At 72.3% G+C, this 14,920-nt stretch carries 12 protein-coding genes; 4 read left to right on the top strand and 8 right to left on the bottom strand.

What is annotated here, in order from left to right; translation table 11 throughout:
• Positions 1–59: 59 nt before the first annotated feature.
• The 5 genes from DNK56_RS01030 to DNK56_RS01050 all read right to left on the bottom strand — a co-directional run bounded on the left by DNK56_RS01030 (position 60) and on the right by DNK56_RS01050 (position 6,626).
• Positions 60–2,906: an FtsX-like permease family protein gene (locus DNK56_RS01030; protein ID WP_111329783.1), complete on the bottom strand. Its 2,847-nt coding sequence runs from the start codon at positions 2,904–2,906 to the stop codon at positions 60–62.
• Positions 2,903–3,670 (bottom strand): ABC transporter ATP-binding protein, encoded by a 768-nt coding sequence (locus DNK56_RS01035; RefSeq protein ID WP_111329785.1) that lies wholly within the window; start codon positions 3,668–3,670, stop codon positions 2,903–2,905. The genes DNK56_RS01030 and DNK56_RS01035 overlap by 4 nt, the downstream gene beginning before the upstream one ends.
• An 89-nt stretch (positions 3,671–3,759) precedes the next feature.
• The gene (locus tag DNK56_RS01040; RefSeq protein ID WP_111329787.1) at positions 3,760–4,359 is read right to left on the bottom strand and encodes a PadR family transcriptional regulator; all 600 of its coding nucleotides are present in this window, start codon (positions 4,357–4,359) and stop codon (positions 3,760–3,762) included.
• 86 nt (positions 4,360–4,445) lie between these two features.
• Complete coding sequence (locus DNK56_RS01045) at positions 4,446–4,907, bottom strand: hypothetical protein (protein WP_241989711.1); 462 nt, start codon at positions 4,905–4,907, stop codon at positions 4,446–4,448.
• 81 nt (positions 4,908–4,988) lie between these two features.
• Positions 4,989–6,626: a protein kinase domain-containing protein gene (locus tag DNK56_RS01050; protein ID WP_111329789.1), complete on the bottom strand. Its 1,638-nt coding sequence runs from the start codon at positions 6,624–6,626 to the stop codon at positions 4,989–4,991.
• 349 nt (positions 6,627–6,975) lie between these two features.
• On the opposite strand from DNK56_RS01050, the gene DNK56_RS01055 reads away from it, so the two are divergent.
• Entirely contained in the window at positions 6,976–8,658 is a 1,683-nt protein-coding gene (locus tag DNK56_RS01055; RefSeq protein WP_111329791.1) for a protein kinase domain-containing protein, read from the top strand.
• A gap of 24 nt (positions 8,659–8,682) precedes the next feature.
• Here the strand turns inward: DNK56_RS01055 and DNK56_RS01060 are convergent, their stop codons facing one another.
• The 3 genes from DNK56_RS01060 to DNK56_RS01070 all read right to left on the bottom strand — a co-directional run bounded on the left by DNK56_RS01060 (position 8,683) and on the right by DNK56_RS01070 (position 10,927).
• On the bottom strand, positions 8,683–9,690 hold the full coding sequence (locus DNK56_RS01060) for a phosphotransferase (RefSeq protein ID WP_111329793.1): 1,008 nt from the start codon (positions 9,688–9,690) through the stop codon (positions 8,683–8,685).
• Positions 9,691–9,753: 63 nt separating this feature from the next.
• Positions 9,754–10,179, bottom strand: a complete 426-nt coding sequence (locus tag DNK56_RS01065) for a pyridoxamine 5'-phosphate oxidase family protein (RefSeq protein ID WP_111329795.1) — start codon at positions 10,177–10,179, stop codon at positions 9,754–9,756.
• A gap of 88 nt (positions 10,180–10,267) precedes the next feature.
• Entirely contained in the window at positions 10,268–10,927 is a 660-nt protein-coding gene (locus DNK56_RS01070; RefSeq protein ID WP_111329797.1) for a response regulator, read from the bottom strand.
• Positions 10,928–11,267: 340 nt separating this feature from the next.
• Here DNK56_RS01070 and pdhA point away from each other — a divergent pair, with 340 nt between their 5' ends.
• Genes pdhA through DNK56_RS01085 form a run of 3 tightly spaced genes read left to right on the top strand, consistent with a single transcriptional unit; the run spans position 11,268 to position 14,869 of the window.
• Complete coding sequence (gene pdhA, locus DNK56_RS01075) at positions 11,268–12,428, top strand: pyruvate dehydrogenase (acetyl-transferring) E1 component subunit alpha (RefSeq protein WP_111329799.1); 1,161 nt, start codon at positions 11,268–11,270, stop codon at positions 12,426–12,428.
• A gap of 2 nt (positions 12,429–12,430) precedes the next feature.
• Complete coding sequence (locus DNK56_RS01080; protein ID WP_111329801.1) at positions 12,431–13,411, top strand: alpha-ketoacid dehydrogenase subunit beta; 981 nt, start codon at positions 12,431–12,433, stop codon at positions 13,409–13,411.
• Positions 13,412–13,423: 12 nt separating this feature from the next.
• Positions 13,424–14,869: a dihydrolipoamide acetyltransferase family protein gene (locus tag DNK56_RS01085; protein ID WP_111329803.1), complete on the top strand. Its 1,446-nt coding sequence runs from the start codon at positions 13,424–13,426 to the stop codon at positions 14,867–14,869.
• Positions 14,870–14,920: the final 51 nt, after the last annotated feature.

Genomic DNA, 14,920 nt, shown 5'->3' on the forward strand with positions numbered 1-14,920 from the left:
TGTGGTGCCCCCGGGAACGGTTGATCCACCGTCCCGGAGGCACCGAACAGCCCAGCCGGTCAGCCGGCCCGGCGCGACAGGGCCGACCGCGAGCGGGTGAAGACCGCCGCGAGGACGCCCGCGAGCAGTGGGACCGCCACGGCCAGCAGCCCGATCGTCGCCCAGGGCACCACGATCGGCGTGTACGCGGACTCCATGGGCGTGATCCGCATCTGCTTCATCGCCTCGCGCAGATCGACCAGCCGCAGCGCCACCGCGGGCACCAGGCCCGCCGCCGTCCCCAGCAGCACCCCGGTCAGCGCCACCACCAGGCACTGGAAGCCGGAGAGCGAGCGCCGCACGTGCGGGGGCGCGCCCACCGCGCTGAGCGTGGTGAGGTCGGCCTCCGCGTCCGCCTTGGCCAGGCCGGTCGTGATCGCGGCGGCGCCCATCGTCACCACCCCGGCGAACAGGGTGAGGATCAGCAGAATGGTGCTGCCCCGGTCGTTGGCACCGGAGTTGGTCTGCACCCAGAGGCCGCCGCCCGCCTGGTCGATGGCGGCCGACACCCGCTGGCTCTCCTCGTCCGTGGGCGCGTGGCCCACCGTGTACACGCTGCCGTACGGCTCGGTGTGCAGGCCGAGGCGTTCGGCGGTGGGCTGCGGCAGGATCATGCGGACGCCGGGCGTCGTGGCGTACTCCGGCTTCGCCACGTAGACCTTGAGCCGGTCGGTGGTCTTCTCGGGCGGGCCGGGGTGCAGCTCGCGGTTCTTCGTGTCCTTGTCGTTGTACCGGTGGACGGCCTTGAGGGTGACCTCGCCGTTCTCCGCGTACGCCTCGTTGAGCAGGACGGGCGTGCCGGCCTTCAGGGCGGCGGCCGCCGCCGGGTCGTGGAGCTTCACATAGGTGTCGAGGAACGCGGCGTCGGCGACGACGATGTTGTTGGCGTCGGAGTTGAAGGAACTGGTGGACACGCGCACGTCCACACAGGCCGGGGTCCGCATCATCGCGCGGTGCTCGTCGGCGGAGAGCCGTGCGGCCAGTTCCTTCGCGCCGTCGGCGTCGAGCGGGCAGGTGTGGCCCTTGCCGACGGGCTTGACCAGCTCCATGGAGCCGCAGCTGTCCTCCTCCTCGTAGTAGATGTTGCAGTCGCTGCCCGCCCAGACGCGCGAGACGTCCGCGCGCCTTCCGGTCACCGCCATGTTGTGCTCGACGGCGGCACGGGCCACCGGAAGCCGCGCGGCGGACTCGGCGTCACCCGCCGACAGGGAGATCGTCCCCTCGGTCAGCATGGGCATGTAGTCGTAGTCGGACTCGGCCAGGTTGCTGGCCATGTACGTGGCGATGGCCACCGAGCCCGCCACGGCCGCCATCACGGCCGCCACCGCGGGGGCGGTACGGCCCCGGTTGCGGGCCGCGTCCCGCAGCGCCATCCGGGGCGAGAGCGGGAGCCCGCGGCCGAGCCGGCCCAGCAGTCCGACGATCACCGGAATGCAGGCGAGCAGCCCGATCTCGGCGACGACCGAGCCGCCGGCGACCAGCATGGAATCGCCGCTGGTGCCCCCGTACACGGCGACGAACACGCCGAGCGCGAGTACACACGCGCCCGTGACGGGCAGCACCCGCGAGCTGCGGCGCACCCCGCGCCGGCCGGTCAGCGACTCCAGGACGGACTGCCGGCCCGCCACGATCGCCGGGGCGAGCGCCGCCAGCAGACCGGTGACCAGGCCGAGCACGGCGATGACCAGGAGTTCGGTGGGACGGATCACCAGCGAGCCGAAGCGGTGCCCGGCCCAGCCCTCGATCATCGGCCGGAACACCACCGTGAGCAGCAGCCCGGCCGCGACACCGGCGACCGCGCCGGCACCGCCGAGCACGAGACCGCCGCCGAGGACGACCGCGCGGACCTGGCTCCGGTCACCGCCGCAGGTGCCCAGCAGGCCCAGCTGGCGGCGGGACCGGCGGGCGCCCACGGCGAACGCCGGTCCGGCCAGCAGCACGATCTCCAGGAGCGCCATCGCGACGACGGTGATGGCGGCGGCCCCGGCCTCCCCGCCGCCGGAGCCGACGCGGTCGTAGTCCGGGTACGACTTGAGCAGCGGGATCTCGGACCTCGCCGGCGGGTTCTCGAAGACCTGCCGGGAGGAGACGACGGCGCCCGCCTTGTTGGCCGCCAGCACGTCCTGCCAGCCGACCCCGGCCTGTCCCGGCATCTCGACCAGCCACTGCGGCTGGCCCGGATGGGGCTCCGGCACCTTCTTGTCGCCCTCGGCCAGCTTCTGCCAGGGGGCGATCACCGCGCCCGGCTCGGCGTACAGCAGTTTCGCCTCAAGATCGGCGGGCAGCTCCACCGCGCCGGTGATCGTGTACTTCCTCCCGGACGGCGTCACCGTGACATCGGAGCCCACGCGCAGGCCGGCCGACTCCAGGAACGGCTCGGTGGCCACCATCTCGCCCGTGCCGCGCGGGAACGCGCCCTTCAACAGGTCGATCTTGCCGCGGGCCATCCGGTCCGAGGTCTTCAGCTCGATGATCTCGACGCTCGCGATCCCGTACGCGGTCGTGACCGTGCCCGGCACGGACTGCTCACTGATCGCCCGCGCCCCGCGGGGGAAGGCGGCCCGCATGTCGATCGGCGGCAGCTCCTCGTCGGGCATCTCGCCGACCGGGTTGTACATGTTGCCGTCGGGCATCTGCTCGACCGGCCCCATGCCCGCGTCGTTGAACAGCGCGTCGGCCGCACCGATCCGGGCCGTCAGCTGCTCCGCCGGGCTCAGGTCCGCACTGCGGAACGTGATGTCGGCGGCCGTGACGCCCAGGACCGGCAGCGCGATCATCGCGACCACCAGGGCGCTGCGGCCCTTGGCGCGCAGCGCGTCGCGGCGGGCTATCCGGAGGGCGGCGCGCCACCCCGTGAAGACGCTCACTCGGCTCCCCCGGCGGCCAGCAGCGAGTCGGCCCCGGCGGTCAGCGTCTGGTCCACGATCGAACCGTCCCGCAGGAAGACGACCCGGTCCGCCCAGGCCGCGTAGCGCGGCTCGTGCGTGACCATCACCCCGGCCGCGCCCCGGTCGCAGCGGTTGCGCAGCAGCGCGAGGACGGCCTCGCCGGTCTCGGAGTCGAGGGCGCCGGTCGGTTCGTCGGCGAGGACCAGGCGCCGGTCGCCCACCAGGGCGCGGGCGATGGCGACGCGCTGCTGCTGGCCGCCGGACATCTCGTCCGGGAAGCGGTCCCCGATCTCCAGGAGGTTCATCTCCTCCAGCGCGGCTCGGGCCTCCTTGCGGGCCTTGCGGACCGGGACGCCGTCCAGCTCGCGCGGCAGGGCGATGTTCTCGGCGGCCGTCAGCGCGGGGATCAGGTTGTAGTCCTGGAAGACATAGCCGACGCTGCGGCGGCGGAGGGCGGCGAGCCCCTTGCGGCCGAGCGTGGAGATGTCCTGGCCCTCGATGACGACCTGGCCGCCGCTCGCGGTGTCCAGACCGCCGGCGAGGGTCAGCAGGGTGGACTTGCCCGAGCCGGACGGGCCCATCACGGCGACGAGTTCACCGGCGTGCACGGACAGGCTGATGCCGCGCAGCGCCTGGACCTCGGCGATGCCGGTGCCGTGGGTGCGGGTGAGCGAGCGGAGTTCGAGGACCGGTGCGTCCACCGGGAGCGGCGGTGCGGCCGGCGACGGGTCGTGCAGGGACATGGTTCCCCTTCGGAACGTGGAGGTACGGGAGCGGCCGGCGTGCGGACGCGGGGCGCGGGCGGCCCCGGTGACGGGGCGGCGGGCCGCTCTCAGCGGCGGGTGCGGGCGCGGGTGGCGGCGCCCTGGGCCGGGGGCTCCACCGGCTCCGTGGCGGCGGCTTCGGCGAGGCGGATCAGCCGGGCCTCGCAGTGGTCCAGCCAGCGGGCCTCGGCCTCGGCCTGGAATATCAGCTGCTCCACGACGAGCAGCCAGGCCACCTCGTCGCGGTTGGCGGGGGCCTGGGCGAGGGACTGCGCCTTCAGCCGGGTGTAGTCCTGCATGGCCTTCACCGTGTGGTGGCGCTGGGCCTGGATGACGGCCCGGATGTCGACGCCGGGCGCCCCGACCGCCATGGCGAGCTTGATGGCCAGCTCGTCACGGGGCGGGCTGCTGCGGTCGACCGGCGTCTCGAACCAGGAGCGCAGCTCGGTGCGCCCGGCGTCGCTGATCGAGTAGAGCGCGTGGCCGTGGTCGTCCTCGCCGTCCTGGGCGACCAGGCCGTCGCGCTCCAGCCTGCTCAGCGTCGTGTACACCTGCCCGACGTTGAGCGGCCAGGTGGAGCCGGTGCGCGACTCGAATTCGGTGCGGAGCTGGGAGCCGTAGCGCGGCCCGCGCTCCAGGAGGGCGAGGAGCCCGTGACGGATCGACATACTGAGTATGTATACCGAGTATGTTGGTTGTGGCAAGTCTCCGCCGACGCGATACGGAGGGCTGGGCGGAGGGGGGGCGCGTACGGTCAGCGGGCGCGGCGCATCCGCAGCGCGAGGAACCCGACACCCGCCCCGACCAGGGCGATTCCCGCCCCGAGCGACATCTGCTTCACCCGGTGCACGGTCGCCCCGTCCAGGGCCCGGCGCCCGGCGGGGGCGGGCTCGGGGAAGTCGTCCGGGTCGGGGGTGAAGGAGGGCACGGCGGCCGGCTCGGAGGCCGCTTCCCGCTCCGCGCGCTCAGCGAGCGCGTCCTGCCGGGCCAGTTCGGCGGCCGACCGGCCCGGCCGCTGCCGCCCGGCCCCGGCGGGCCATCCGGCCAGCGGCGACTGCACCTCGGCGGACCGGGAGGCGCTCGGCGCGGCGGACGCGTCGGGCGAACCGGCAGAGCCCGGAGCCGCCGCGCCCAGCGTCGCGGCCGTCGCCGCCGCCGTCAGCGCCAGGCAGGCCACGCCCCGTGAGGAGCGCGTGGAGAGCTGTCCCGAAGCCATGCGGCCACCGTCACACGCGGCGGTACGAGCGGCATCCCGGACGAGGCGTACGGATGGCGGCCCGTCCGCACGGAGGAGGAACTACGCGGGATCGCCCGTCGCGATCTCCAGCTCGAAGTGCGCACCGACCTCCGACACCGCCGCCCCGGAGGACGGGAACTGGTTGATGACCTGGTCCTCGGCGTAGGCGTTGCCCGGTACCTTCTTCACCTTGAGCGTCCAGCCCGCCGCGTCCGCGCAGGTGCGCACGGACAGGATGTCCTTGTACATGAAGTTCGGGGCGTCGACCTTGCTCGGGTCGTTCGTGTCCTCGCTCGCCTCCGTGCACTTCTCGACCTTGATCGTCCGGTTGCGTTCCGGATCGCGGTGTTCGCCCGAGGGGGAGGCGCTGGGCTTGGCCTCCGTGTCGTCCTTGTTGTCGCCGTTGAGCGCGATGACCGTGATCAGGCCGCCGATCGCGACCAGCGCGACGACGATCGCGCCGACGACCACCGGCATGTTCCGCTTGGAGCCGCCCTGCGCGGCGGTGGACGCCGTCTGCGGGGCGATCGTGTACGGCGGGGGCGTCGACTGCATCGGGGCCATGGGCGCCGGGCTCCGGTAGGCCGGGGCGCCGGTCTGCGGGTAGCCGTACGACGGGTTCGTGGCCGGGGCAGGGGTGGCCGGTCCGTACGGGCCGGGCTGCGCCGTCTGGTACGGGCCCGGCTGGTACGGCGTCCGGACGCCCTGCGGGGCCGCGCCGGACTGGTCGACCGGCGGGAAGACCGCCGAGCCGACGCCCGAGCCGCTGTTGGCCGGGGCGCCGCCGTTGCCCACGATCACCGGGGCGCCGGTCGGGCCGCCCGCGCTCAGGACCCGGGCGATCTCGTCCTGCATGGCGGCCGCGCTGGGGAAGCGCTCGTTCGGGTTCTTCTTGAGCGCGCGGGCGACGAGCGCGTCCATCGCCGGGGTCAGCGAGCGGTTGATCGTGGACGGGGCGACCGGCTCCTCCTGCACATGCGCGTACGCGATGGCGAGCGGGGAGTCGGCGTCGAACGGCAGCCGGCCGGTCAGCAGCTGGAACAGCATGATGCCGACCGAGTAGAGGTCGGAGCGCGCGTCGACGCCGCGGCCCAGGGCCTGTTCGGGGGAGAGGTACTGCGGGGTGCCGACGACCATGCCGGTCTGGGTCATCGACGTGACCCCGGACTGCATGGCGCGGGCGATGCCGAAGTCCATGACCTTCACGACGCCGCGCTTGGTCACCATGACGTTGCCCGGCTTGATGTCGCGGTGGACCAGGCCCATTTCGTGGCTGGTGTCCAGCGCGGCCAGCACGTCCGAGGTGACCTTGAGCGCCTTGTCGGCCGGCATCGCGCCCTGTGCCCGGATGTCCGACGCCAGGACGGAGCCGAGCGGCTGCCCCTCGACGTACTCCATGACGATGTACGGCATCAGCGCGCCGCCGAGCTCGTCCTCACCGGTGTCGAACACCGAGACGATGTTGGTGTGCTGGAGCTTCGCGACGGCCTGCGCCTCACGGCGGAAGCGCTCGCGGAAGGACTGCTCGCGGCCCAACTCGGTGTGGAGGGTCTTGATCGCGACCTGGCGGTCGAGCGCGGTGTCGTACGCCAGATAAACGGACGCCATCCCGCCTTCGCCGAGCAGATCGCGCAGCTGGTAGCGGCCGCCGGCGACCGCGCCCCCCGCGTAGCGGCCCTGCGTACCGTCCTGGCTCATGACTGGCTTCCCCCTCGGCGCGCGACCCACGCGATCTCGGCGCGCGGCTCACGCGATGATCCCTATACCCGGCCAAGTCTGCCCCAGGGGTACGACACGTCAAGCCAGGTGCCCGTTCCGTGACCGTACGCACTGGAAGCGTCTCGGAAGCGTTACAGGATCAGCATGGAATTTGCGCCGGTGGCGCGCCAGCCGATTGGATGGCCGGTCCGGCGCCGAATCGGCCTGTCCGACTGAGGCTGTAGCGTGACGGGGCAATGCGACCGGCAGCGCGGCCGGCACCGCAGCAAGGCACCGTGAGACCCCGCGACGCGCGAACGGACGCGGACAGATACGACGGCGAGGACTGATGGCACCCGAACCCGAAGCAAACGGCGGCGGCGTTCCGGATGGCACCGAATCCTGGGGCATCGGCGGGGTCGTCGGCGACGGACGCTACCGGCTGACCCACCGGCTGGGCCGGGGCGGCATGGCGGAGGTCTTCGCGGCGGAGGACGTCCGGCTGGGGCGTACGGTCGCGGTGAAGCTGCTCCGCTCCGACCTCGCCGAGGACCCGGTCTCCAAGGCCCGCTTCACCCGCGAGGCACAGTCGGTCGCCGGGCTCAACCACCATGCGGTGGTGGCGGTGTACGACTCCGGCGAGGACACGGTGGCCGGGCAGACCGTCCCGTACATCGTCATGGAGCTGGTCGAGGGCCGCACGATCCGCGATCTGCTGATCAGCGCCGAGCCGCCGCCGCCGGAGCAGGCGCTGATCATCGTCTCCGGGGTGCTGGAGGCGCTCGCCTACTCGCACCAGCACGGCATCGTGCACCGCGACATCAAGCCCGCCAACGTGATCATCACCCACTCCGGCGCGGTCAAGGTGATGGACTTCGGCATCGCCCGCGCGCTGCACAGCGGGCAGGCCACGATGACGCAGACCGGCATGGTCATGGGCACCCCGCAGTACCTCTCCCCGGAGCAGGCGCTGGGCAAGGCCGTCGACTACCGCTCCGACCTGTACGCCACCGGCTGCCTGCTGTACGAACTGCTGGCGCTGCGGCCCCCGTTCACGGGCGAGACGCCGCTGTCGGTGGTCTACCAGCATGTGCAGGACACCCCGATCCCGCCGTCGAACATCCTGGAGTCGGTGCCGCCGGAGCTGGACGGGCTCGTCATGCGCTCGCTGGCGAAGGACCCGGACGACCGCTTCCAGAGCGCCGAGGAGATGCGCGGGCTGGTCCAGTACAGCCTGCAGATGCTCCAGGTGCAGGGCGGTCACACCGGTACGTGGAACACCGGCCCGGTGCTGCTGAACGACGGCCCCGGCACCCCGCCCGGCGGCATGACCGGCGCCACCCGCGCCATGGGCTACGCGCCGCACGGCGACACCTCCAAGTCCCCGATCCTGCCGCCGATGAACCCCGACGACGGGGGCTACGACGGCGGCAGCACCCGGCAGGGCGGCAGCGGGCGCGGCAAGGTGCTGCTGTTCGTCGTGCTGGCCCTGCTCGCGATCGGCGCGGGCGTGGCCATCGCGCTCAACGCGGCGGACAACGGCGGTACGAAGCACGAGAAGAAGCCCACCGAGACGTCCGTTTCGCCGACGCCGAAGAAGGAATCGCCGACGCCGACCCCGGAGGACACCCAGGAGACCCGGCAGCCCGGCGACAGCACCGGCGGCGGCTGGAACAACACCTGGCAGCCGTCCCCCACCGCGACCGAGACGTCCGAGTCCCCCACCGCGACCGTCCCCCAGCCGGGCACCGGCGGCACGGACACCGGCGGCACGGAGGACGGCGGCACCACGGGGACCGGCGACGACAGCGGCGGCGGTTCCGGCGACACCGGTACGGGCACCGACGGCGACCCCGGCACGGCCACCGAGGGCGGCGACACCGGCGCCACCAGCGGCGACACCACCAGCCAGGGCACGTCCGCCGGCACCAGCCAGGGCGCGTCCAGCGGTGCGGACGGGGCCGCGGGCGGCGCCGCCGCAGGGGCCTCCGCCGGGACGACCACGGGGGCCGCGGGCTCGGCCACCGGCTGAGCCCCGTACGCGCCTCGCGCGCCGCTACCCCGTGAACGCCTCGCGCACCGCCTCGTACTCACGGGTCCACCAGACCGCCAGGGCCGACACCGCGGGGAACTGCGGGTCGGCCCTCCGGTCGTTCAGGCAGTAGCGCCAGCGGAGTATCCAGAAGTCGTTGAGCCGTTCCCACCAGACCCGGTGCACGGCCGCCGCCAGTTCCGCCGGGTCCGCGCCGGCCGCCCGCCGGTAGGCCCGCGCGTAGGCGCGTACCTTCGCCAGGTCCAGTTCGCCGGCCGGCCGGACGAAGAAGATCGCCGCGGCCCGGACCGCCTCCTCCGCCCGCGGCTGGACGGCCAGCCGGTCCCAGTCCAGGATCGCGACCGGTTCGGCGTCCCGGTAGAGCACGTTGAGCGGATGGAAGTCGCCGTGCACCCAGCCGGTCGCGGGCGCGGCCGGGTCGGGCGGCCGGCGGTCGGCGTACCGTTCCAGCAGGGTCCGCCGCTCGCGCAGCCGGTGCTCGGCCAGTTCGTCGAAGGAGTCCCGGGTGCCGCGTCCGCGCGCGGCGGCGAGCAGATCGCCGATCAGCGCGTAGGTGTCGGCCGCCTCCGGACTCGCGTAACCGGCCGGACTGCCGCCGCCCGCTCCCGTATCGGAATCCCGTTCGGCGCCCATCACCTGTTCGAGACCGGTGTGTACGGCTCCGAGGAGCGTCCCGAGACGGGTCGACTGGACGAGGGTGAGCTGGGCGCCGCCCCGGTGCAGCCCGTCCACCCACGGGTGGAGGGCATAGCGGCGGCCGGCGATCTCGGTGACCGTCCCGCCGTCGCGGGCCTCCACCGGCGGGGCGACGGGCACCCCGAGTGACTGGAGGCGGCGCGTCGCGCGGTGCTGGCGGACGATGGTGGCGCGGCCGCGCGTCGCATCGTCCGAGTGATGTTTGAGGAAATACGACCCACGGGTGGTGGACACCCGGTAACCATGGTTGAGCAGGCCCTGGGACAGCGGGGTGCAGGTGAGCGGCTCACCGGCGTGCGGATAACGGCGAAGCACCTCGCCGACCGGGGGAACCGGTGGGGAGGCTACAGATGAGCGCGACACGCTTCAAATGTTAGATCACGCTGCGTTGCGGATCTGCTGGCTTGCGTGGAAGTCCAGAGTGTGCACGGTGACGAAGTGAGGCTCTAGCCAAAGGTACGAGGGCGCGAACGGCTCGCCGTTCACCTCGATCGGCGGCGGCCCGAAGCGCTCGCGCTGGGCGGGGGTCGGCTCGACGACCCGGGCCGGGCCGGTGAACTGCACGGACCACAGGTCCTCGGTGCCCACGGGCGCGGTGTTGAAGTTGTCCGCGCCGTACGCCACGACCGCGCCGTCGCAGGCGCCGTGATGGCCGAGGCCGCTGTGCATCCGGAGCACGACGCGGCCGTCGATGACGATGTGCCGGGCCACCGTCAGGATCGGGAGGGCCCGCATGCTGGTCGCCAGCCGGCCGTAGGGGACCCGGCCGAGCAGGTCGATCGCGTGGAGTTCCTCGTGGGACATGCCTCCACTGTCGGCCACCCGTGTGGAGCGGATAAGAGGCCGGGGCCCCGGTTCCGCCGGGACCAAAGTCCCGTTCCGCGCGCGGGGCTCAGCGCTTCTCCGCCTGGAGCCGGGCCACGTACGCGGCGGCCTGCGAGCGGCGCTCCATGCCCAGCTTGGACAGCAGGCTGGACACATAGTTCTTGATCGTCTTCTCGGCGAGGTGCAGCCGCTCGCCGATCGACCGGTTGGTCAGGCCCTCGCCGATCAGGTCGAGGATGCGGCGCTCCTGGTCCGTGAGGGTCGCCAGCTTCTCGTCGCCCCGGCCCGCCTTGCCGTCGCGCAGCCGCTCCAGCACGCGCGCGGTGGCGACGGGGTCGAGCAGCGACTTCCCGGCTGCCACGTCCCGTACCGCAGTCAGCAGCTCGTTGCCCCGGATCGCCTTGAGCACATAGCCCGCCGCGCCCGCCATGATCGCGTCGAACAGCGCCTCGTCGTCCGCGTACGAGGTCAGCATCAGGCAGTTGACCGTGTCGTCCTGCGAGCGGATCTCGCGGCAGACCTCCACCCCGCTGCCGTCCGGCAGCCGTACGTCGAGCACGGCCACATCCGGGCGGACCGCCGGAATCCGCACCAGCGCGTCGGCCGCCGTGCCGGCCTCGCCGACCACCTCGATGTCGTCCTCCATCGAGAGCAGTTCATGAACGCCGCGCCGGACGACTTCATGGTCATCGAGCAGAAATACGGTGATTTTTCCTTCTTCGCGCACAATCGCAGTCTCACACACTCGCCCCTTCCCTGCCGCTGCCGGGCGGGATAACGTGCCGTTGTTCCGGCGGCCTGCGAGGCTGTGATCAGTGCTGTGACCAGCGAGCCTTCCCGAATTCCTCGATTTACTTGGATATCCAAGCAAAATCGCAGGTCAGGAAGGGTTTCGCAGTTACGCGAAGCACTGGGTAACGTGCCTTGGACAGGGCGCTCGCCGGGGCACCTGTCACGCCTGTTTCCCGGACCGAGCGGCACCCACCCCGTGCACGGGTACGGACACAGGCGAGCCGCACTGGTCTCCCGGCAGACCCCGGGGGCCGGACCGACGGAGGAGCACGCACGTGACCGTGGAGAGCACTGCCGCGCGCAAACCGCGACGCAGCAGCAAGCGGACCAGCGCCGCGAAAACGCCCGCGAAGGCGCCGGAGGGTTCCGCACCCGAGCTCGTACAGCTGCTGACGCCCGAGGGCGAACGCGTCGAGCACCCGGACTACTCGATCGACCTGACCGCGGAAGAGCTGCGCGGTCTGTACCGGGACATGGTCCTCACCCGTCGCTTCGATGCCGAGGCCACCGCCCTCCAGCGACAGGGCGAGCTGGGCCTGTGGGCCTCCCTGCTCGGCCAGGAGGCCGCCCAGATCGGCTCCGGCCGGGCCCTGCACGACGACGACTACGTCTTCCCGACCTACCGCGAACACGGTGTGGCCTGGTGCCGGGGCGTCGACCCGACCAATCTGCTCGGCATGTTCCGGGGCGTGAACCACGGCGGCTGGGACCCGAACAGCAACAACTTCCACCTGTACACGATCGTCATCGGCTCGCAGACCCTGCACGCCACCGGTTACGCCATGGGCGTGGCCAAGGACGGCGCGGACTCGGCCGTGATCGCGTACTTCGGGGACGGCGCCTCCAGCCAGGGCGACGTGGCGGAGGCGTTCACCTTCTCCGCCGTCTACAACGCCCCGGTCGTCTTCTTCTGCCAGAACAACCAGTGGGCGATCTCCGAGCCCACCGAGCGGCAGACCCGGGTACCGCTCTACCAGCGCGCCCAGGGCTTCGGCTTCCCCGGCGTCCGGGTGGACGGCAACGACGTCCTGGCCTGCCTGGCCGTCACCCGGTCCGCCCTGGAGCGGGCCCGGCGCGGCGAGGGCCCGACCCTGGTCGAGGCGTTCACGTACCGCATGGGCGCGCACACCACCTCCGACGACCCGACGAAGTACCGGGCGGACGAGGAGCGCGCGGCCTGGGAGGCGAAGGACCCGATCCTGCGCCTGCGCGCGTACCTGGAGAAGCAGGGCGCGGCCGACGAGGCGTTCTTCACCGCCCTGGACGAGGAGAGCGAGGCGCTCGGCAAGCGCGTCCGCGAGGCGGTACGGGCGATGCCCGACCCGGACCGGATGGCGATGTTCGACCACATCTACGCGGACGGCAACCCGCTCGTGGACGAGGAACGCGCCCAGTTCGCCGCCTACCAGGCATCGTTCGCCGAGGAGGGCGAGTAACCATGGCCGTGGCAAAGATGTCCCTCGCCAAGGCGCTCAACGAGTCGCTGCGCAGGGCCCTCGACACCGACCCCAAGGTCCTCATCATGGGTGAGGACGTCGGCAAGCTCGGCGGCGTCTTCCGGATCACCGACGGCCTCCAGAAGGACTTCGGCGAGGAACGCGTCATCGACACCCCGCTCGCCGAGTCGGGGATCGTCGGTACGGCGATCGGCCTCGCGCTGCGCGGCTACCGGCCGATCGTGGAGATCCAGTTCGACGGCTTCGTCTTCCCCGCGTACGACCAGATCGTCACGCAGCTCGCGAAGATGCACGCCCGCGCGCTGGGCAAGATCAAGCTCCCCGTCGTCGTGCGCATCCCGTACGGCGGCGGCATCGGGGCCGTCGAGCACCACAGCGAGTCGCCCGAGGCGCTGTTCGCGCACGTCGCGGGCCTCAAGGTGGTCTCCCCGTCCAACGCGTCCGACGCGTACTGGATGATGCAGCAGGCCGTCCAGAGCGACGACCCGGTCATCTTCTTCGAGCCGAAGCGGCGCTACTGGGACAAGGGCGAGGTCGACACCGAGGCCATCCCCGGCGCGCTGCACGCCGCGTCCGTCGCCCGCACCGGCACGGATCTGACGCTGGCCGCGTACGGGCCGATGGTGAAGGTCTGCCTGGAGGCCGCCGCGGCCGCCCAGGAGGAGGGCAAGTCGATCGAGGTCGTGGACCTGCGCTCGATGTCCCCCATCGACTTCGACACCGTGCAGGCGTCCGTCGAGAAGACCGGCCGCCTGGTCGTGGTCCACGAGGCGCCCGTTTTCTACGGCTCCGGGGCCGAGATCGCCGCCCGCATCACGGAGCGGTGCTTCTACCACCTGGAGGCGCCCGTGCTGCGGGTCGGCGGCTACCACGCCCCGTACCCGCCGGCGCGGCTGGAGGAGGAGTACCTGCCGGGCCTTGACCGCGTGCTCGACGCCGTCGACCGCTCGCTGGCGTACTGAGGAGAGAGGAGCGTGACCACGATGACCGACACTTCCAACGCTGCTCGCTTCCGTGAGTTCAAGATGCCCGACGTGGGCGAGGGACTGACCGAGGCCGAGATCCTCAAGTGGTACGTCCAGCCGGGCGACACCGTCACGGACGGCCAGGTCGTCTGCGAGGTCGAGACCGCGAAGGCCGCCGTCGAGCTGCCGATCCCGTTCGACGGGGTGGTGCACGAGCTGCGCTTCCCCGAGGGCACCACGGTCGATGTGGGCCAGGTGATCATCTCGGTGGACGTGGCGCCGGGCTCGGGCGACGCGCCCGCCGCCCCGGCCGCCGAACCGGCACAGGAGGCTCCGGCGGAGGAGCCCAAGGGCCGCCAGCCCGTGCTTGTGGGGTACGGCGTGGCCGAGTCCTCGACGAAGCGGCGGGCCCGCAAGGGTGCGGCGGCTCCGGCACAGGCTGTTCCGGCCGCCGCTGTGCCCGCCCCCGCCCCCGCCCCCGCGCAGGCCGCCGTGCAGGCGGAGCTGAACGGCCGGGCGACTGCGGCCGTATCGGACGCCCGTCCGCTGGCCAAGCCGCCGGTCCGCAAGCTCGCCAAGGACCTGGGCATCGACCTGGCGACGGTCACCCCGACCGGCGCCGGCGGGGTGATCACCCGCGAGGACGTCCACGCGGCGGCCGCGCCCGTCGCCGAGGTGGTGGCCCCGGAGCCCTCGGTGGAGCCGGCGGCTCCGGCCGCTCCGGCGGGCGAGGCTCCCGTCGCCCAGCAGGGTGCCCGCGAGACGCGTATCCCGGTCAAGGGCGTGCGGAAGGCCATCGCGCAGGCGATGGTCGGCAGCGCGTTCACCGCCCCGCACGTCACCGAGTTCGTGACCGTGGACGTCACGCGCACGATGAAGCTGGTCGCGGAGCTGAAGGAGGACAAGGACATGGCGGGGGTGCGGGTCAATCCGCTCCTCGTCATCGCCAAGGCCCTCCTGGTCGCGATCAAGCGGAACCCCGAGGTCAACGCGGTCTGGGACGAGGCGAACCAGGAGATCGTCCAGAAGCACTACGTCAACCTGGGCATCGCCGCCGCCACTCCGCGCGGCCTGATCGTCCCGAACATCAAGGACGCACACGACCTGACGCTGCCGCGGCTGGCCGCGTCCCTGGGCGAGCTGGTCGCCACGGCCCGGGACGGCAAGACGTCCCCGGCCGCGATGGCGGGCGGCACGGTGACCATCACCAACGTCGGCGTCTTCGGCGTGGACACCGGTACGCCGATCCTGAACCCGGGCGAGTCCGCGATCCTCGCGGTCGGCGCGATCAAGCTCCAGCCGTGGGTCCACAAGGGCAAGGTGAAGCCGCGTCAGGTGACCACGCTCGCGCTGTCGTTCGACCACCGTCTGATCGACGGTGAGCTGGGCTCGAAGTTCCTGGCGGACATCGCGGCGATCCTGGAGCAGCCGAAGCGGCTGATCACCTGGGCGTAAGCGCTCACGAGGGCCCGCGCGAGGTCTTCCCTTCCAGGGGTCGGCGCGGGC

Source organism: Streptomyces sp. AC1-42W (genome assembly GCF_003248355.1).
Classification (GTDB): Bacteria; Actinomycetota; Actinomycetes; order Streptomycetales; family Streptomycetaceae; genus Streptomyces.

What these genes read in the sequence shown, in the direction of transcription:
- DNK56_RS01045 (WP_241989711.1), bottom strand. Translation starts at nt 4,907, where the DNA reads ATGGCTTCGGGACAGCTCTCCACGCGCTCCTCACGGGGCGTGGCCTGC.
- DNK56_RS01055 (WP_111329791.1), top strand. Translation starts at nt 6,976, where the DNA reads ATGGCACCCGAACCCGAAGCAAACGGCGGCGGCGTTCCGGATGGCACC.
- DNK56_RS01050 (WP_111329789.1), bottom strand. Translation starts at nt 6,626, where the DNA reads ATGAGCCAGGACGGTACGCAGGGCCGCTACGCGGGGGGCGCGGTCGCC.
- DNK56_RS01080 (WP_111329801.1), top strand. Translation starts at nt 12,431, where the DNA reads ATGGCCGTGGCAAAGATGTCCCTCGCCAAGGCGCTCAACGAGTCGCTG.
- DNK56_RS01035 (WP_111329785.1), bottom strand. Translation starts at nt 3,670, where the DNA reads ATGTCCCTGCACGACCCGTCGCCGGCCGCACCGCCGCTCCCGGTGGAC.
- DNK56_RS01040 (WP_111329787.1), bottom strand. Translation starts at nt 4,359, where the DNA reads ATGTCGATCCGTCACGGGCTCCTCGCCCTCCTGGAGCGCGGGCCGCGC.
- DNK56_RS01065 (WP_111329795.1), bottom strand. Translation starts at nt 10,179, where the DNA reads ATGTCCCACGAGGAACTCCACGCGATCGACCTGCTCGGCCGGGTCCCC.